Origin of the sequence: Christiangramia flava JLT2011 (genome assembly GCF_001951155.1) — a bacterium.
Lineage (GTDB): Bacteria > Bacteroidota > Bacteroidia > Flavobacteriales > Flavobacteriaceae > Christiangramia > Christiangramia flava.
Genome location: NZ_CP016359.1, coordinates 3459193 through 3478117, shown reverse-complemented (window position 1 = coordinate 3478117; position 18925 = coordinate 3459193). Strand labels below are relative to the sequence as shown.

Genomic DNA, 18925 nt, shown 5'->3' with positions numbered 1-18925 from the left:
CGGAAACTCATACCGCAAAAATGATCCTGGCAAAGAACATTCATAAATATTACGGAGACCTGCATGTATTGAAAAGCGTGGATCTCCACATAAAAAAATCAGAAATTGTTTCGATAGTTGGTGCTTCCGGAGCAGGAAAGACCACTTTACTGCAAATCCTGGGAACACTGGACCGCCCCAGCCGAAATGATGGCACCGAACTGGCCATTAATGGAACTGATATTTACAGTCTATCTTCCAAGGAACTGAGCCGTTTCCGCAACCGGAATATTGGCTTTATTTTTCAGTTTCACCAGCTTTTACCAGAGTTTACCGCACTGGAAAATATCTGTATCCCTGCTTTCATCAGCAACACTTCTAAAAAAGATGCTGAAAAAAGGGCTATGGAACTTTTGGGATTCCTGGGTTTACAGAACCGTGCCTCTCATAAACCCGGTGAACTCAGCGGCGGGGAGCAACAGCGTATTGCCGTAGCGCGAAGCCTGATCAATAATCCTGCGGTAATCTTTGCTGACGAACCTTCCGGGAACCTCGACAGCGAATCAGCAGAAAACCTTCATAAATTGTTTTTCCGCTTGCGAGAAGAATTCGATCAAACCTTTGTGATCGTGACGCATAACGAGGATTTGGCAGATATGGCAGACCGTAAGCTGACGATGGTTGATGGTGCAATTGTTCATTAAAAATTAAAGTTTTGACACAGGCCGAGATCAAAGAATTCCTCGATCATAAAGCAGAACAATACAATAAACCAGAATTTATCCTGGATGATCCCATCCAGATTCCTCACCGTTTTACCAAAAAAGAAGACATTGAAATTGCAGGTTTTTTGACCGCTACCATCGCCTGGGGAAATCGTAAAAGCATCCTCACAAATGCGTCGAAAATGATGAGGCTGATGGATGAGAGTCCGTTTGATTTTATTATGAATTACCAGGACCAGGATCTGGACAATTTCGAGGGTTTTGTGCACCGTACCTTCAATTCAGAAGATCTTAAATATTTTGTTCAGGCATTAAGGCATATATATCATAATAACAATGGCTTAGAATCGGTTTTTAAGAGTCATGCACAAGGCGCCACCCTGCAGCCTGCCATTCATGAATTCAAAAAAATATTCTTCAGTTTACCGCATCAGAAAAGAACGGAAAAGCATGTAAGTGATCCTTTAAAAAATTCCGCCGCAAAAAGAATCAACATGTTCCTGAGGTGGATGGTTCGCGATGACCAGGCTGGCGTGGATTTCGGAATATGGAAAAGCCTCTCTCCCGCCCTTTTATCCTGTCCCCTGGATGTACATTCCGGAAATGTTGCAAGAAAGCTGAAGATTCTTAAGCGGAAACAGAATGATGCCAAGGCACTGGCCGAATTAGATAAGAAGCTGCGAAAGTTTGACCCTCAAGACCCGGTGAAATATGATTTTGCGCTCTTCGGAATTGGCGCTAACGAAAAACAACTCTTTTAATTTGAATATTATCATTAAATTTAGTTTTCTTTAACAAAGAAATTGCTAGCCCATGATTGTTCCTAAAAAACCTGATAATGAAGATATTAGGCTTACTGCCGTGCGAAAACTGGAACTTTTAGATTCGCTTCCAGAAGAATCTTATGATAGTATTACGGCACTGGCCAGCCATATTTGTGATTCTCCAATAGCATTGATAACGCTTTTGGATGAAAACAGACAGTGGTTTAAATCAAAGGTTGGGACAAACATGGAAGGTAGTCCGCGCGAAACTTCCTTTTGCGGTCATGCGATTCTCAAGCCCCAGGAAATAATGGAGGTAACCGATACTACGAAAGACCTTCGTTTTATTGAAAATCCTTTAGTTACAGATGCTGCAACCAATATAAAATTTTACGCCGGCGTCCCAATTCTGGATACTGATGGACTTCCACTGGGTACTTTATGTGTACTGGATAATAAACAAAAACAGCTAACAGACGCTCAGCGAACGGCCTTAAGGGCTTTAGGAAAACAGGTGGAACTGTTATACGAATACCACAACAAGAACAGGGCCCTCGAGCAATTAAAAGATGATCTAAACGAAAATAACCGTATTCTCCAGGAATTTGCCAGCACGGTTTCTCATGACCTGAAAATGCCTTTGGCCAATATGATCCTCACTGCTGATATTATGAAGGCCAAATATGGTGATCGTCTCGATTCAGATGGTCTTGAGTATTTAAATCACCTCAAACAATCCGGTTTGACGTTGAGCGACTATATTTCAGGAATTCTGGATCATTATTCCAGCAAAAATATCAACGAAGATTACGAGGAATTCCATTTGAACGATCTGCTGGAGGATATTATTGACCTGCTTCAGATCGAGGACAACTGTGAGATCAACCTGCCAGACAGTAATTTGCTCATCGAGGGGAACAGTGCCGCACTGGGACAAATATTTATGAACCTGATCAGCAACAGTTTGAAATACAATTCCAGTGATAAGATCATTATTGATATAGATTGTACAGAGAGCCGTGAATTCTTCCACTTCAGTATTCATGATAACGGAATTGGAATTCCAAAAGACAAACAGGAAAGTATTTTTAATCTGTTCACGATCGTGGCAGATACCGATCGGCAGGGACGAAAAGGTCACGGCATTGGCCTTTCCACTGTAAAAAAACTGGTAGAAAGTATGCAGGGCAGTATTAGTCTCGATTCCGAAGAAGGTAAAGGAACGCTTTTCAAATTCACCATAAAGAGACCTATACCAGTACATTAGGAAATTTTTATAATAAATTCAGTTTTTAAATACATATCTTACCGCCTCATGTATTTGGGGCAATGCAACATAAAATAGTACCATTCAATGAAAAATTGCGTCGGGCGGCGTTAAAGGAATATGCCATTTTGAATACCGGCCCAGACAGCGATTATGATAATCTTACCTTTTTAGCTTCCACAGTTTGCGATACACCGGTGGCTAAGATCAGCGTGGTAGATAAAGATCGAATCTGGAACAAATCTGCACTGGGCATTCAGCATTGTGAGACCTCGCGAAAACATTCTTTTTGTGACTATGCCATTCATCAGGACACCGATATAGTTATTCTGAAAAGATCGGAATATCCCCAGCTTTTTGAATCTTCCAAAGGTGTTTATGATCAGGATTATTCGTTTTACGCCGGCATTCCGTTGTACAATTTCCAGGGACATGCCATAGCCGTACTCTGCGTTTTAGACACTAAAGAACGTGATCTGGATGAAATTCAGAAAAAGGCATTGTTTGCACTGGCCGAGCAAACCCTGAATCTCTTCGAATTTCGGAAACAGAAGAAAAAGCTTTACGAAGTTCAGGTCAAACTAAAAGAAAAATACCAGGAACTCGAACGATTTGCCAGCCTGGTGTCGCACGATCTCAAATCACCTTTAGCCAATATAATTTCCTTAAGTGAGCTGCTGAAGGATGAAAATAAAGGGAAATTTGATGAAGAAACCTCGCAGTACCTGCAATTCCTGGTCGAATCTTCGTATTCTCTTCGGAATTATATAGACGGGATTTTGAGTTTTTACCGAAGTGACCATGTGCTTCAGAAAGACTACACCAATGTAGACCTGCACAAAATGCTCAAAGGCATTGTAGATCTGTACCAGGTGGCAGATGATATTCACATCACCTATCCTGATGATATCATGCTGAACAACGTGAACAAGGCCGCACTAACGCAGATATTTATGAACCTGATCGGGAATGCGCTGAAGTACAACGACAAAGACTCCAGGAAGGTCGATATTGCGTTTAGTAAAAATGAAACACACTATTTCTTTGAGGTTAAAGACAATGGTAAAGGCATTGCTAAAGAAAAACTGGACGATATTTTTAATCTTTTCACCACGCTGGAAACCGCTGATCGCGACGGAAATATGGGAAGCGGGATCGGGCTGGCCACCGTAAAGAAACTGGTGGAATCCATGGGCGGAAAGATTCACGTGGAGTCGAAACCCGGCGAAGGCAGCAGTTTTAAATTCAGCGTAAAAAGGATCTAAGGTTTTCTGAATTCATTTTCTATCTTTGGAAGAAAGATCATCTTCATGAAATTTGAACATCCGGAATTATTGTATGCCCTGATTTTACTGGCAATTCCGTTGATCGTTCACCTCTTTAGGCTCCGCCGTTTTCAGAAACAGGAATTTACCAACGTCAAATTCCTGAAAAAGGTCATCCAGGAAACCCGGAAAAGTTCCCGACTCAAAAAGATATTGATACTAATTACCCGGATGCTGCTTTTTGCCTGTCTCATCCTCGCTTTTGCAAAACCCTACCTACCCGCCAGCGAAACCGCCGAAGAAACGGTCTCCACCCTGTTTTATCTCGATAATTCTTTCAGCAACCAAAACATTCAAGGCAAAAACAACGCATTTCAACTAGCGGTTAACCAGCTTTATAAAAGAGCCGGGAATTCTGCTGATTTTTCCTTTTTTACGAACCAGGACGATTACTACGATTTAGGTTCAGCTGAACTTCAGGAGGCTTTGCAGGACGTTTCGTTAACATCCAGAACTTATAATTTAAAGGATCTTCAGCTAAAAGCTTCGGAATTTTTCCAGTCTCACCCGGCAGATCAGCAGCACTTCGTGTTGATCTCTGATCTTCAGAAAAATATGGGTGATCCGGAAGAATTGGAAACAACGGCTTTCAAAACAAATTTGATCAAACCGGAAAACACGGTCATTCAAAATATCTCGATAGATTCTGCATTTATTGAAAATACCAATCCACAACAGGTGAACTTAAAAGTCCTGCTCCATTCTAATTTCATGACCCAGGAGCCTGTCAGCGTTGCTGTTTTCGACGGTGAGCAACTCCTGGGTCGAAATGCCATAATATTTAAGGATAGCCTTGCTGAAGTGTCTTTTCGGTTGACCAACGAATTACTGGAACACGGTTTTGTGAGCATTGAAGATGATGGTTTGACCTACGATAATCAGCTTTTTTTCGACCTTAAACCCAATCGGCAGATCCAAGTCGTGGCACTCGGAAATGCTGAGGATACTTTTCTTCGAAAGATCTATACAGAACCTGAATTTTCCTTTCAGTCGTTCCAGCCTGATCAAATCGACTTTAATGCGCTTACATCTGCAAATCTGGTTATTCTGAATGAGGCCGATCTTATTTCTCAAAGTTTGTGGGCAAATCTTCGAAAACTTTCAGAAGAAGGAGCGTCGCTGGTTTTTATTCCGTCAGAAGGCACGAACTCCGTGTCTCTTTTTAGCGGTAATTATTCCGAAGAAGAAAACACGGAAAAACTGATTTCAAAGATCAATTTTGACCATCCTCTTTTCGAAGGCGTTTTTGAGAACCGCACTCAGAACTTTGAATACCCAAAAACCCTGAAAAACTTTAAGATTCCGGGAAACAATGCGATACTCGAATACGAAAACGGGAACAGTTTTTTAAGGCAGTCTGCCAACCATATGTATGAATTTGCAGCGCCACTGAATCTTAAAAATTCCAATTTTCAGAATTCTCCCCTCATCGTCCCCATTTTTTACCAGTTTGGTTTACAATCCCTCAAACCTGCTGAACTGTATTATAACTTAAACCAAAAAAACAACATTTCGATCCCGCTTCAAAATCAGACAGATGCCGCGGCGCACCTAGATAATGGTGATTTCAATATGATCCCGCTTCAGCAGAATGTTGGAAAACGTATCGATTTGCAACTCACGCAAAACGACCTTCAAGCTGGAAATTATTCAGTTACGCTTCAGGATCAAAAAATAAGCACCCTGAGTTTTAACTACTCCAGGAAGGAAAGTGATTTGCAATACCTGGATATCGCGCAGTTTAAAAATGTAACGCTTTTTGATTCCGTTCAAACTTATCTGGAAACTACAAATGATGCCCGCGAGATCACTTCGCTTTGGAAATGGTTTGTTATTTTTGCTCTGATCTTTTTAGCACTAGAAATGCTCCTGATAAAATTCTTTAAATGAAACTACTACTGAAATCAGCGAAAATTGTAGACCCAGCCTCCTCTCACCACGGAAAAACGGTAGATATCCTGATTGAAAACGGAAAAATCAGTAAAATTGGAAATGACCTGGAGGCGGACTATGACCGAAAGATCGATATCCCAAATCTGCATGTTTCACAGGGTTGGTTTGACAGCAGTGTGAGTTTTGGGGAGCCTGGTTTTGAAGATCGGGAAACTATTTCAAACGGTCTTGATACGGCGGCCAGATCAGGTTTTACGGCAGTTGCCCTGAACCCAAACAGCTTTCCGGTACTTGATCATTCTTCCGGGATATTTTCAGTAAAAAGCAAAGCCGCGGGACATGCAGTTAAATTATACCCCGTTGGAGCGCTAAGTTTGAAGAGTGAAGGTATTGATCTTGCCGAGTTACTGGACATGCAGGATGCCGGGGCAGTAAGTTTTGGTGATTATAAATCGCCTGTTTCCAATCCAAATTTGCTTAAGATCGCCCTGCAATACGCCCAGAATTTCAACGCCCTCGTGCAAAGTTTTCCACTGGAGAAGAAAATCGCGGGCAATGGGATCGTGAATGAACACCACACCTCTACTTCATTAGGATTAAAAGGCATTCCAAACCTTGCCGAAGAATTACAAATTGCCAGGGACCTCTACATCCTCGAATATACCGGCGGAAAGCTTCATATTCCTACGATCTCTACGGCAAAAGCTGCGGAATTGATCAGCGAAGCCAAACAAAAAGGCCTTGATGTTAGTTGCAGTGTTGCCGTACATCAGCTGCTGCTGGATGACCAGGAACTGAAGGAATTTGATGCCAATTTCAAGGTTTTACCACCACTGCGCACCTCTGAAGATCGCCAGGCGCTGGTAGAAGCCGTTAAAAACGGAAGCATTGATATGGTGACCAGCGATCACGACCCAATAGATGTGGAGCATAAAAAAGTGGAATTTGATAATGCGATGTTCGGTACAATTGGGCTGGAATCGGCTTTTGGTGCTTTGTCTACTGTTCTCGAAACTGAAAAAGTGATCGAAATGTTAACCGCCGGAAAAAACAGGTTTGGAATACCTTCTGAACCAATAGCGGAAAATGTTAAGGCAGACCTGAGTCTTTTCGTTCCCGGTGAAGAATATAAATTTGGCAGGGAGCATATATACTCTACCTCAAAAAACAGTATTTTTCTAAATAAGACTTTGAAAGGAAAAGTGATTGGTATCATTACCGAGAATTCTTACCAAATCAACGAATAAAATGGAAGAAAAAACTAGCGGTAAAACAGTTGCGATCGTAGCTTATCTTACCATTGTAGGAACGATCATTGCCTATTTCATGAACCTGGACGGCAAGGATCCTTTAGGCAGTTTCCATATTCGCCAGGCTTTTGGCGTGCACATCCTGTTTTACATTCTGGCAGCTTTACTCGGTTTTTTTGACAGCGGTTCTATTGTCATTGCTTTTTATGTTTTTTTCTTTGTTTTATGGCTTTTTGGAATCGTTCACGCACTTAAAGGTGAAGAAAGACCAATTCCTGTTATAGGGCCTTTATTTCAAAAATGGTTTAGCACAATTTCATGATGACACATTTTTCTCTCGAACACCTCGTAAGAAAACCCAGAATACAATCTCCAAAAGCTCCTGCCCTGTTCCTGTTTCACGGCTACGGAAGTGATGAAAACGACCTGTTTTCGTTTGCGGAACAACTGCCGGATGAATTGTTTATTATTTCGGCAAAAGCACCTTACCAAATGCAACCTTACGGAAATGCATGGTATGCGATTTATTTTGATGACAGCCAGGGAAAGTTCAGTGATGACCAGCAGGCAATTCAATCCAGGGACCTGATCAGGGATTTTGTTCAGGAATCTATTGAAGCTTATAACCTGGATGCTGAAAATATAAACCTGTTAGGTTTTAGCCAGGGAAGTATTCTCAGCTATGCCGTCGCACTCTCCTATCCGGAAATGATTAAAAATGTGGTGGCCCTAAGCGGGTACATTAATCAGGATATTCTGAAGGATGGCTACCAGCATAATGATTTTTCAAAACTGGAAATTTACAGTTCTCATGGTTCCGTAGACCAGGTGATTCCGGTGGATTGGGCCAGAAAGACCAAACCCTTTCTTGAAAAATTACAGATCCCGGTACAGTATTCTGAATTTCCTGTAGGTCATGGTGTGGCACCCCAGAATTTTCATGAATTCAATTCCTGGTTGAAGAAACGCATCTAATCTTTGGGATACAGGAAACTTTTTTCTGAAGTGAACTCATAGCCGCCCTCTGGAGTTACGGTGTAGCTGAAAATTACTTCTCCCCAGTATTTTCCATCTGTAAATTCGGCAATAGCCCATTTGTGGTTCAAGACATGAACCTTATTGATGCGAATTGGCCCATTAATTCCATCATACGGAACCAGTGGATTGTCCTCCACACTTTTGTTCTGGCTAATCATCTCATCTTCGATCCTCTGGCTTAGATCTTTTGTATCGATCCCCAGTTTATCGAAATAAGTCAAAGCACTTTCATTACCCTCCAGCTGAAAATCGCGTTCAGCTGTATTGCCAGAAGCTTCCAGATCACGGTTCTGTTCCTTTAGTTGCTCCAGCCTGTTTTCCAAAGCCGCTATTTTCTCCTGCTTGTCATCGAGAATTCGTTTATCATTCACATAAATAAAAATGCTGAATAATAAACTGAAGATAAACAGGTACATCAGGATCCGGTTGCGCATATTATATCGTGATTTTTAAATTATCGTAAGCCAGGTGGACATTTTCAGGAAGCTGTTTTTCAACTTCTTCGTGAAAGCCCAGCAGATGGCTGATATGTGTTAGATAAGCTTTTTGAGGTTGCACCAATTCAATGAATTCCAGGGCTTCTTCCAGGTTAAAATGCGAGTGATGCGGCTCAATTCTGAGTGCACTAACGACCAAAACCTTCAAATCCTGCAACTTTTCAGTTTCTGAAGGAGAAATACTTTTGATATCTGTGAGGTAAGCAAAATCTTCCATTCGGTAGCCAAATACCGGCAAACGGTTATGCATGAATTCCACCGGAGTGATCGTTAAACCGTGAAAGGAAAAAGGTTCGTTGGAAATCAGGTTTTCCTGCACTCCCGGAGCTCCGGGATATTTATTTTCTGTAGTGAATATATAATCAAAACGCTTCCGAAGAGCTTTCAGGACACTTTCGCGGGCATAAATAGGAATATCTCCCTGACGAAAGAAAAATGGCCTGATGTCATCTAAACCGGCGGTATGATCGTTGTGTTCGTGTGTGTATAGGATGGCATCGAGGTGCCGCACATTCGCGGCCAGCATTTGCTGCCTGAAATCGGGGCCACAATCTATTAAAATGTTCTTATGATTCCACGTGACGAGTACCGAAACACGCAGGCGTTTGTCTTTGGGGTCGTCGCTTTGGCATACCGGGTGATCACTTCCGATAATCGGGATTCCCTGCGATGTGCCTGTGCCTAAAAACCTTACTTCCAAACGATGTTATTTTTAGCACAAAAGTAGGCATATTTTTTTGTATACCTCCCGCTTTTAGTACTTTTGACATACACAAAAAGCAATGTTCATCTAAAAGAAAAATTATGCCAATCACCATAATGGGCGATAAGGAATTTGAAAATGTTCCTTCCATAAACAGTAAAGCCCTTCGCATCAATCTGAACGAAAATATCTACGGGACGTTTTCTGAAATTGGTGCAGGACAGGAAACGGTGAGAAACTTTTTCCGTGCTGGTGGCGCATCAGGCACGATTGCAAAGGCAATGAGCGCCTACGATAAGGATTTTAGTGATGCGATCTATGGAGTTGAGGATGATCGCCGTTACGTGACCGAGTCCAGACTAAAAAAAATGCTGGCACACGAAACCAAACTAATCGAAGAGCGAATTTCCCGCGATAAACACCCAAACAAACTCTTTTTTACCTACGCCAATACCGTTGCAACCATTGATTTTGCCAAAAAATACAAAGGTCATGGCTGGGTTGGAATCAGGTACCAGGTAGATCCTAAAGAAGATTATAACGAAATCATTCTTCATGTTCGTTTTCATGAAAATGACGCCAGACACCAACAGAACACGCTTGGGATTCTTGGCGTAAACCTGATCTACGGCGCCTATTACAAATATGACAACCCCAAAAAATTACTTCGCTATCTCTATGATCATATCGATAAGGACCAGATCGAGATCGACACCATCAATTTCTCAGGACCGAGATTTGAAAATGTAGATAACAGGCTCATGAGTCTGCAACTGGTTAAAAATGGTATGACCGAGGCGGTGATGTTTGGACCTGACGGAAACAACGTGCTTCCGGCGAAAATACTTTACAAAAAGAACATTTTGGCGCTCCGCGGAAGTTTCCGCCCCGTGACCAAAGTGAATATGGATATGTATGAACGTTCGAAAGAATTGTTCTTTAAAGAAAGTAAGGTTTCCGAAGAAACTACTGAGATCATTTTTGAAATTACCCTTTCCAACCTTCGTGCAGAAGGGGAAATTGACGAAAGAGACTTTATGGACCGGGCAGAATTGCTGTGTTCCCTTGGCCAAACCGTTATGATCTCCAATTTCCAGGAATATTATCGCGTGGTAGAATATTTCAGCAGATATTCGAAACAGCGAATGGGCTTAACCATGGGTGTCCAGAATCTGGTTGACGTATTCGATGAGAAATACTACCGCCACCTGAGCGGCGGAATTCTGGAGGCTTTTGGAAAATTATTCTTCAAAGACCTGAAAGTGTACCTGTATCCGCTGAAAGATCCAGATACCGGAGAAATTATCGATAGCGACGGGCTTAAAGTTCATCCACGAATGAAAGAATTATACAAATTCTTCAAATACAATGGTCGGGTTGAAGATATTAAGAACTACAACCCGGAAATCCTGGACGTGTATTCCAGAGAAGTCCTGAAAATGATCACCGAAGGAAAAGATGGTTGGGAAGATATGCTTCCGGAGAAAACCACGAAAATGATCAAGGAAAAGAACCTGTTTCACTACCAGGAAAACAAAAAGAAAGCAGACACTGAGAAAGTGTAATATACTATATACAGAAAACTAAAAAAGCTGTTCGAACGAACAGCTTTTTTTATGTTTCATCATTTGGAAATTAACTAGTCCAGTCGTTGAATTTTTGCTCCAATAGCTTTCAGCCTACCTTCAATATTTTCATATCCGCGATCAATTTGTTCGATATTGTGAATCGTAGAAGTCCCTTTTGCGGAAAGTGCAGCGATCAATAAACTTACACCCGCACGAATATCCGGAGAAGTCATCGTAGTGGCCTTTAATTGTGATTTAAAATCATGGCCAATCACAGTTGCACGGTGTGGATCGCATAGAATGATCTTGGCACCCATATCGATTAGCTTATCCACGAAGAACAACCTGCTTTCGAACATTTTCTGGTGAATGAGTACGCTACCTCTTGCCTGAGTAGCCACCACCAACATGATACTTAAAAGATCAGGAGTAAACCCTGGCCATGGAGCGTCACTAATGTTCATAATGGAACCATCAATAAAACTTTGCACCTCATATCCGTTGGTATGCGCAGGAATATGAATGTCATCTCCTACTCTCTCCAGTTTTATTCCGAGTTTTGCAAAAGTTGTGGGAATGATACCCAGCATATCCCACCGAACATCTTTAATAGTAATATCACTTTGGGTCATCGCAGCCAGGCCGATCCAGGAACCAATTTCAATCATATCAGGCAGGATACGGTGTTCACAGCCTCCCAGTTTTTTAACCCCTTCGATGGTCAAAAGGTTTGAACCTACTCCGCTGATTTTTGCTCCCATAGCATTCAGCATATTGCAAAGCTGCTGAAGATAGGGTTCGCAGGCGGCATTGTAGATGCTTGTTGTTCCTTCAGCCAGCACAGCGGCCATCACGATATTAGCGGTTCCCGTTACTGAAGCTTCTTCCAGCAACATGAAATCTCCTTTTAATCCATTAGGTGCTTCAACACCATAAAATCGTTCTTCCCGGTTGTAACGAAAATCGGCACCCAGTTTCATGAAACCTTCAAAATGGGTATCCAGTCTCCTTCGGCCGATCTTATCCCCTCCGGGTTTTGGGATATAACCTTTTCCGAAGCGCCCTAAAAGCGGCCCCACGATCATGATGGAACCTCGAAGGCCTCCACCATCTTTTTTGAACTGCTCGCTGCTCAGATAGTCCATATTCAGGTCATCGCTCTGGAACGAGTAACTCCCTTTCCCGATTTTCTCCACCTTTACGCCCAAATTGCGCAGGAGGTTGATGAGTTTATTGACATCAATGATGTCTGGGATGTTATTGATCTGGACTTTTTCGTCGGTTAATAAAACGGCACAAAGAATTTGAAGGGCTTCGTTCTTGGCTCCCTGCGGAATGATCTCCCCGCTGAGCCTGTGCCCTCCTTCAATCTGAAATGTTCCCATTAATTAGTGAGGTTTAATGACGTTTACGGCCGCGACGACCGCCTTTTTTTGAATTGTTGTTTTTGGTATATTTTCTTTTGCCACCACGAACAAGGTCTGCAGCTTCACTGAGATCTTCATCCACATTTTTCAGGTTCAACTTGCCATTGCTAAGATCTTTCAGGTGATCAAAGATCACTTTATCATCAACCGAATCCCTGTTCCAGTTCAGGTAAGATTTCTTCATGTGGTTACCAATACTAAGAACGATAGCCTCTTTCAGAGGTCCTTCTTCCCAGTCTTTCACCTCGTCAATCATTCTTTTAATATTGTTTCCGTAGAAACGATATTTAGCATTATTTTCAGGGTAATCCAGCCTGTCTGGTCGTTCAGCCAGTAATTCCCGGGTTGGTTTTGGGAAAGGGCTATCCACATCCAGTTTGAAATCACTGATGATGAATAACTGATCCCATAGTTTATGCTGAAAATCGGGCACATCCCGCAGGTGTGGGTTCATATTTCCCATTACCGCGATGATGGATTGTGCCACTTTATTACGCTCTTTATCATCTTCGATACTTACGGCATGTTCGACCATTTTCTGAAGATGTCGACCGTATTCCGGTATGATAAGCGCACTCCTCTCAGAGTTATATTCTAATGCGTTTGTCAAAATTGAAATTAATTAGGGTGATAATTATGAAGAATTTTCTCCTGATTGCAAAATACTAAATTAAATGCAAGAACTGCAAAAAAGCAGCTTCTGAATTTTAAAGGGAAATCACGCCCTCCACTTTTTCGGCTACTTCCTTATATTTCGCGATTACCGCATCCGGGTTCTTCATCCGCACATTGATGGAAACACTGGTGTATTTCCCGTTTTTAGATTGCTTGGTTTCGATCACGGCTCCCAGGTTATCAAAAATATCTTCTATTTGCTGAATCTTATCCTCTTGTGTAGGAACGATAAATTTGTAAAGATATTCTGATGGCCACATCGCTGTGTCCTGTAGCTGTTTCTTTAATTTGGCGTAAAATTCTTCGGGATCGTTTGTCGTGCTCATTTCGCTCTTCCTTCTTTTTGAGCAAAGATACAAGGAATCATCGCATTTTTATAATCAAATTCAATTGCCGAAATTTGCCGCGTGAAAGCAAAGAAAATCGTAATTACCGGTGGCCCCGGTACCGGCAAGTCTTCCATCATCCATGACCTGGAAGCGAGAGGAGAAAAATGCTTGCATGAAGTATCCAGGGAAGTCACCTTACAGGCTCAAAAAGAAGGAATTGAACAATTATTCCTGGTAAAACCCCTACTATTCAGCGAAAAGTTACTTGAAGGCAGGCTGAACCAGTTCAAAGAGGCAGATTTAATAGATTCCGATCATATATTCATCGATCGCGGGCTGCCAGATGTGACGGCATATATGGATTATTTCGATACGCATTACCCCAGCATGTTCGATGAAACCTGCCTGGAAAACCAGTATGACAAAGTTTTCATTTTGCCACCGTGGAAAGAAATTTACCAAAGTGACAACGAACGTTATGAGAATTTTGAAGAAGCCAAGCGAATTTCAACTTATCTTTATAAAACCTACGAGCGATACGGCTATAAACCTGTAGAAGTTCCTAAAACTAGCGTTCAGGAACGTACAGAATTCATTTTGAATAATATTTAGACTGCATTGCAGGATGAAGCTTTAGAAATACTTAGAAAATACTGGGGTCACGACGAGTTCAGGCCAATGCAATGGGAAGTGATTTCCAGCATCCTGCACAATCGTGACAGCCTAACCCTGTTCCCCACCGGTGGCGGAAAATCAATCTGCTTTCAGGTGCCAACCATGATGCGTGAGGGACTTTGCCTGGTGGTTTCGCCCCTGGTCTCATTGATGGAAGACCAGGTTATGCATCTCCAGCAAAAAAATATCAAGGCTAAAGCGCTCATTGGTGGGATTTCGCCAGATGATCTTATTCGAGAACTGGATAATTGTGTATTTGGCAATTATAAATTTCTGTACCTGTCTCCGGAACGGCTTCAGCAGGAGCTCATTTTGGAACGTCTGAAACAAATGAACATCAGTCTCATCGCTATTGATGAGGCACATTGTATTTCCCAGTGGGGCCACGATTTCCGGCCTGCTTATCGCGAAATTGATCTTTTGAGAGAAGTGCTTCCTGAAGTTACTTTTGCAGCATTTACCGCTACTGCAACCCAAAAAGTCGCGCTGGATATCTGTGAGCAATTACAGCTGAAAGATCCGCAGATTCATCGGAGCAGCTTCGAGCGCAAAAATCTGCTGTATGAAGTGGTAAAAACGGAAGATAAATACCATCGCCTAACCAAACTGGTTCATAAACTATCTTCTATTGTTTATGTGCGCAGCAGAAATGCTACGGAAGAAATAGCCCGCTTCCTGAATAAACAGGGAATCCCTGCAGCTACCTATCACGGTGGACTGAAAAACGAAGTGAAACAGAAGCGATTCCAGCAATGGCTAAGCGAGGAAAAAAGAGTCATGGTGGCCACTACTGCTTTTGGGATGGGAATCGATAAGGCAAATGTGGGTTGCGTGGTTCACTGGGACCTCCCGGAAAGTCTGGAGGCGTATTTCCAGGAAGCCGGAAGAGCCGGCCGCGACGGGCAACCTTCCAAAGCAATCCTTTTAACAAATGATGGTGATATTCCGGTATTAAAAAACCAGTTCTTGCATAATTTGCCAGATCTCAACGAAGTGAAACTGGTTTACAAAAAACTGATGGCGTTTTTTAGTATTGCTTATGGAGAAGGTTCACAAACAGATTATGACCTGAACTTTTCAGAATTTTGTAACCAGTATCGTTTTCATTTTCAGAAGACCTACAATGCACTGCAGCTGATGGATCGAGCCGGAATTCTCCGGCTTACGGCAAACTATCATAAAAAATCTTTTATTCATATTCTTATTTCCGGTGGGAAACTGGAATTTTTCATGGATCAAAACCCCAAATACGATCACTTATTGAAAGCCCTTCTACGGAATTACGGGGGAATCTTTGAGAATGAAATACCGGTGAGCCTGGGAATGATCAGCGATAAAGCTCAAATTTCGGAAGAAAATGTGCAGGTTTTACTGGAGGAATTGCAAAAACAGGATATTCTAGATTTCAATATTTCCCGGCACGATATGGTCATCACCCTTTTACAACCGCGAGAAGATGATGCTACTTTAAACCCTTTTTCCAAATTCATCAGGTCTTATAATGACTCAAAAAAAGAAAAGATCGCGCAGGTACTTGAATTTGTAAAAAATGACCGCGAATGCCGGCAGCTACAGTTGTTGAGATATTTTGATGAGAAAAAACCTGAGCCATGCGGGAAATGCCATATTTGCTTAAAAGACCCGAAGAATTGGAACCGGGAGATCATGAACAATATTTATCTGGAAATAAAGAATAGATTGAAACAAGGCCCTGCGAGCTCCCGGGAACTGGTAGATAAATCAGCATTTCCAGAAGAATCTGTTTTAAAAGTAATAGGTTTGCTTTTGGAAAAAGACATTCTCACAAAGCAAGCATCGAATAAATACGAATTGACCAAAAATGAAAAATCTTAGAATCCTTTTTATGGGCACACCTGATTTCGCGGTGCAAAGCCTGGATGCTATCCTTAAAGAAAAAATGAATGTGGTGGGCGTGGTAACCGCTCCAGACAGGCCTGCCGGAAGAGGTAGGAAAATAAATGAGAGTGCTGTAAAAACCTACGCTTCAAAACACGGATTGAACATACTCCAACCCACCAACCTGAAATCTGAAGAATTTTTAGAAGAGCTGAAAAGCCTTGATATTGATGTGAGTGTGGTGGTTGCTTTCAGGATGCTTCCCGAGAGCGTCTGGAAACTTCCGAAATATGGAACTTTTAATTTACATGCCTCCTTACTACCACAATATCGCGGTGCGGCACCTATTAATTGGGCCGTGATCAACGGTGAAAAGAAAACCGGTGTAACAACTTTTTTTATCGACGAAAAGATTGACACAGGAAATATCATCCTTCAGAAAGAAACAAAAATTCATCCGGAAGAAACCGTGGGTGAGCTTCATGATCGTTTACAGGAAATTGGTGCCGGGCTGGTCGTAAAAACGCTTCAGCAAATTGCCAAAAACAAGTTAGAAACCCAGCAACAAAAGGAAACTGGTGAGCTCCTTCCCGCTCCAAAATTAAATCCTGAAAACACAAAAATAGACTGGAATGATACCGTAGATCATATCTATAACCACATCCGGGGACTCAACCCATATCCCGGAGCGTGGTGCTACCTCGAAAATTCTACCGACGAGTTACGGGTAAAGATATTTGGAGTGGGCAAGATGTACCAGGAACACCATTCTCCCGCCGGATCAGTTAACGTAAATGCTCAACAAATTAAAGTCGCAGCTAAAAACGGGTATGTTATCGTAAAGGAAATTCAGTTACCCGGAAAGCGAAAAATGGATAGTAAATCGCTTTTGAACGGATTCAATTTCGCGAGTGACGCAAAAATGCGCTGAAGCCTTATTAACACTGATTTCGTTGCATTTTAATAAAAAACAATTATCTTTATTAACAAATAACTGAAGTTATCAACAAATACGGGCATTTCCCTTGCCAGTACTTGCGTGGCCGAGAATTCCGTATAAATTTGTATACCAGTTTAACAGAATGTTTAACCAACAATTAATTTTAAAATTCAAATTATGAACAAAACAGATTTAATCGACGCAATGGCTGAGAACGCTGGAATTTCTAAAGCAGCAGCTAAAAAAGCATTAGAATCTTTCCTTGAAAACATCGAGAAGTCTCTTAAAAAAGGAGATAGAGTATCTCTAGTAGGATTTGGATCATGGTCTGTATCTAAAAGAGCAGCACGTGAAGGAAGAAACCCACAAACCGGAAAAACTATCAAAATTGCTGCTAAAAATGTAGTGAAGTTTAAAGCCGGAGCTGATTTACAAAAAGCTGTAAATTAAGAATCTGCATTCGTAAAAAATCAAAGCCTTTCTCCGGAAAGGCTTTTTTTATTTAAAATTTCTGCAACAATATTGCATTATTTGAATGAAATTTTTAGTTTAGTTAAAAAGACTGCTGCAATGATCGCGTTAAAACCTACCAAAGGCCACCTCTTAGTAGCGGAACCTTCTATCATAGGTGACGTTTCTTTCAATCGTTCCGTGGTGTTGCTTGCCGATCATTCGGAAAATGGATCTGTAGGATTTATCTTAAATAAAATTCTCGATTTTTCACTCAAAGATCTTATTCCTGATATTCAGGGTGATTTCAGTGTTTATAACGGTGGCCCCGTAGAACAGGATAATCTGTACTTCATTCATAAAATTCCAGATCTTATTCCAGATAGCATTGAGATTGCTAATGGTATTTACTGGGGTGGTAATTTTGAAGCAGTGATCGACCTGATTGCCGATGCACAAATCGATGAAACGCAGATTAAATTCTTTTTAGGTTATTCCGGTTGGGATGCCAACCAGTTAGAAGAAGAGCTGAATTCGCATTCCTGGGTTGTGACCAAAAATGAAGACCACACCAGTCTTTTAGAGAAACCATATAATTCCTTCTGGAAAGAGATGATGCTGGAATTGGGCGGTGAATACATGCTTTGGTCTAACTCACCAGAAAACCCATCCTACAATTAATTTAGGCGAGTCTGGCTTTAGCGTTGAGCTTTCCTATTATTTCCTTTGCAACCTTTACCTGAAATTCTTTCTTACGGTATTTATGTACCGGTTGAATTCCTACAGCTACGTTGGTTATAAATAATTCGTCAGCTTTTTGTAATTCAAACGGTGAGATAGAATCTTCCTCAATTTTGTAATCTTCAGATTTCTTCAGAATTTCTAAAACCTGCTTTCGAATAATGCCATTTAGGGCACCTTCTGCCAAAGGAGGTGTTTTAATGCTTTGCCCCTTGATCAGAAATAAATTTCCGTTAAGCGCTTCCACGACATTCTTTTTTTCATTGATCAGTAAACAGTTCTGATAATCATTTTCTTTCGCATAGATACTTCCAAGTACATTGATCGCCCTGTTGTTCGATTTAATCGTAGAAAGCAAACCGCTGGTGACATAATGATCTTTAAAGAGTTCGATCTCATAAAAATCTTCGCTCAGAACATAAAACGGGGTTTTCATAGGTGTTGCAGCGATGACATACCCCACTTCCCGCGTTTCAGGAGTATAAAAACCTCCCTCATTCCTGTAAACTGAAAGTTTTACCCGTGCAGTTTTATCTGAAAGTTGATTTCTTTCCACTATCTTAAGAATTTCCTGTTCCAGAAATTCGGGAGAGAAATTTGAGGGAATTTCCATTCTCATGATCCGCATTGAGGCCATAAGCCGAAAATAGTGATCTTCCCAGAATACGATTTTGCCATTGATGACCCTGATGGTTTCAAAAACTGAATCTCCATAGGCAAAGCCTCTATTGGTAACTGTAAGATGCGCCTGCTCGTTCTCTAAAAGCTGTCCGTTAATATTGATCATAAAAAAAGCCCCTTTTTTGGAGGGGCTAATTTACT

Annotated in this window: 20 protein-coding genes; 14 read left to right on the top strand and 6 right to left on the bottom strand. The window is 41.5% G+C overall.

What is annotated here, in order from left to right; genetic code table 11:
* Window positions 1-20 precede the first annotated feature (20 nt).
* From GRFL_RS15495 to GRFL_RS15460, 8 genes are all read left to right on the top strand, one after another.
* Window positions 21-683 carry an ABC transporter ATP-binding protein gene (locus tag GRFL_RS15495; protein WP_083645459.1) on the top strand — a complete coding sequence of 221 codons (663 nt, stop codon included), beginning with the start codon at window positions 21-23 and terminating at the stop codon, window positions 681-683.
* An 11-nt stretch (window positions 684-694) separates the two neighbouring features.
* Complete coding sequence (locus tag GRFL_RS15490; RefSeq protein ID WP_083645458.1) at window positions 695-1465, top strand: TIGR02757 family protein; 771 nt, start codon at window positions 695-697, stop codon at window positions 1463-1465.
* A 52-nt stretch (window positions 1466-1517) separates the two neighbouring features.
* Window positions 1518-2735, top strand: coding sequence for a sensor histidine kinase (locus tag GRFL_RS15485; protein WP_083645457.1), 1218 nt, complete (start codon window positions 1518-1520; stop codon window positions 2733-2735).
* A 62-nt stretch (window positions 2736-2797) separates the two neighbouring features.
* A complete protein-coding gene (locus GRFL_RS15480) occupies window positions 2798-4000 on the top strand; it encodes a sensor histidine kinase (protein ID WP_083645456.1) in 1203 nt (400 codons plus the stop codon).
* 45 nt (window positions 4001-4045) lie between these two features.
* A complete protein-coding gene (locus GRFL_RS15475) occupies window positions 4046-5950 on the top strand; it encodes a BatA domain-containing protein (protein WP_083645455.1) in 1905 nt (634 codons plus the stop codon).
* The gene (locus tag GRFL_RS15470) at window positions 5947-7200 is read left to right on the top strand and encodes a dihydroorotase (RefSeq protein WP_083645454.1); all 1254 of its coding nucleotides are present in this window, start codon (window positions 5947-5949) and stop codon (window positions 7198-7200) included. Before GRFL_RS15475 ends, GRFL_RS15470 begins: the two co-directional genes overlap by 4 nt.
* A gap of 1 nt (window position 7201) precedes the next feature.
* Window positions 7202-7525 carry a magnetosome magnetite crystal formation protein family gene (locus tag GRFL_RS15465; protein WP_083645453.1) on the top strand — a complete coding sequence of 108 codons (324 nt, stop codon included), beginning with the start codon at window positions 7202-7204 and terminating at the stop codon, window positions 7523-7525.
* Window positions 7522-8178 (top strand): alpha/beta hydrolase, encoded by a 657-nt coding sequence (locus tag GRFL_RS15460; RefSeq protein WP_083645452.1) that lies wholly within the window; start codon window positions 7522-7524, stop codon window positions 8176-8178. Before GRFL_RS15465 ends, GRFL_RS15460 begins: the two co-directional genes overlap by 4 nt.
* Here the strand turns inward: GRFL_RS15460 and GRFL_RS15455 are convergent.
* Window positions 8175-8675 (bottom strand): hypothetical protein, encoded by a 501-nt coding sequence (locus GRFL_RS15455; protein ID WP_083645451.1) that lies wholly within the window; start codon window positions 8673-8675, stop codon window positions 8175-8177. The genes GRFL_RS15460 and GRFL_RS15455 overlap by 4 nt on opposite strands.
* A 1-nt stretch (window position 8676) precedes the next feature.
* Window positions 8677-9438: an MBL fold metallo-hydrolase gene (locus GRFL_RS15450; RefSeq protein WP_083645450.1), complete on the bottom strand. Its 762-nt coding sequence runs from the start codon at window positions 9436-9438 to the stop codon at window positions 8677-8679.
* 104 nt (window positions 9439-9542) lie between these two features.
* Between GRFL_RS15450 and GRFL_RS15445 the strand changes: the two genes are divergently transcribed.
* On the top strand, window positions 9543-11006 hold the full coding sequence (locus GRFL_RS15445) for a nicotinate-nucleotide adenylyltransferase (RefSeq protein WP_083645449.1): 1464 nt from the start codon (window positions 9543-9545) through the stop codon (window positions 11004-11006).
* A gap of 74 nt (window positions 11007-11080) precedes the next feature.
* Here GRFL_RS15445 and murA read toward each other — a convergent pair whose 3' ends face one another.
* The 3 genes from murA to GRFL_RS15430 all read right to left on the bottom strand — a co-directional run bounded on the left by murA (window position 11081) and on the right by GRFL_RS15430 (window position 13437).
* Window positions 11081-12394, bottom strand: a complete 1314-nt coding sequence (gene murA / locus GRFL_RS15440; protein ID WP_083645448.1) for a UDP-N-acetylglucosamine 1-carboxyvinyltransferase — start codon at window positions 12392-12394, stop codon at window positions 11081-11083.
* A gap of 13 nt (window positions 12395-12407) precedes the next feature.
* On the bottom strand, window positions 12408-13046 hold the full coding sequence (locus GRFL_RS15435; RefSeq protein ID WP_083645447.1) for a DUF4290 domain-containing protein: 639 nt from the start codon (window positions 13044-13046) through the stop codon (window positions 12408-12410).
* Window positions 13047-13143: 97 nt separating this feature from the next.
* Entirely contained in the window at window positions 13144-13437 is a 294-nt protein-coding gene (locus GRFL_RS15430) for a DUF493 family protein (RefSeq protein ID WP_083645446.1), read from the bottom strand.
* A gap of 81 nt (window positions 13438-13518) precedes the next feature.
* On the opposite strand from GRFL_RS15430, the gene GRFL_RS15425 reads away from it, so the two are divergent.
* The 5 genes from GRFL_RS15425 to GRFL_RS15405 all read left to right on the top strand — a co-directional run bounded on the left by GRFL_RS15425 (window position 13519) and on the right by GRFL_RS15405 (window position 18043).
* On the top strand, window positions 13519-14052 hold the full coding sequence (locus tag GRFL_RS15425) for an AAA family ATPase (protein ID WP_083645445.1): 534 nt from the start codon (window positions 13519-13521) through the stop codon (window positions 14050-14052).
* Between the two features lie 6 nt (window positions 14053-14058).
* On the top strand, window positions 14059-15969 hold the full coding sequence (locus tag GRFL_RS15420; RefSeq protein ID WP_083645444.1) for a RecQ family ATP-dependent DNA helicase: 1911 nt from the start codon (window positions 14059-14061) through the stop codon (window positions 15967-15969).
* A complete protein-coding gene (gene fmt, locus GRFL_RS15415) occupies window positions 15956-16903 on the top strand; it encodes a methionyl-tRNA formyltransferase (RefSeq protein WP_083645443.1) in 948 nt (315 codons plus the stop codon). The genes GRFL_RS15420 and fmt overlap by 14 nt, the downstream gene beginning before the upstream one ends.
* Window positions 16904-17089: 186 nt before the next feature.
* Window positions 17090-17362 carry an HU family DNA-binding protein gene (locus tag GRFL_RS15410; protein WP_083645442.1) on the top strand — a complete coding sequence of 91 codons (273 nt, stop codon included), beginning with the start codon at window positions 17090-17092 and terminating at the stop codon, window positions 17360-17362.
* Between the two features lie 120 nt (window positions 17363-17482).
* Window positions 17483-18043 (top strand): YqgE/AlgH family protein, encoded by a 561-nt coding sequence (locus tag GRFL_RS15405; RefSeq protein ID WP_083645441.1) that lies wholly within the window; start codon window positions 17483-17485, stop codon window positions 18041-18043.
* Between the two features lies 1 nt (window position 18044).
* On the opposite strand, the gene GRFL_RS15400 is transcribed toward GRFL_RS15405, so the two are convergent.
* Window positions 18045-18890 carry an aminotransferase class IV gene (locus tag GRFL_RS15400; protein WP_083645440.1) on the bottom strand — a complete coding sequence of 282 codons (846 nt, stop codon included), beginning with the start codon at window positions 18888-18890 and terminating at the stop codon, window positions 18045-18047.
* Window positions 18891-18925: the final 35 nt, after the last annotated feature.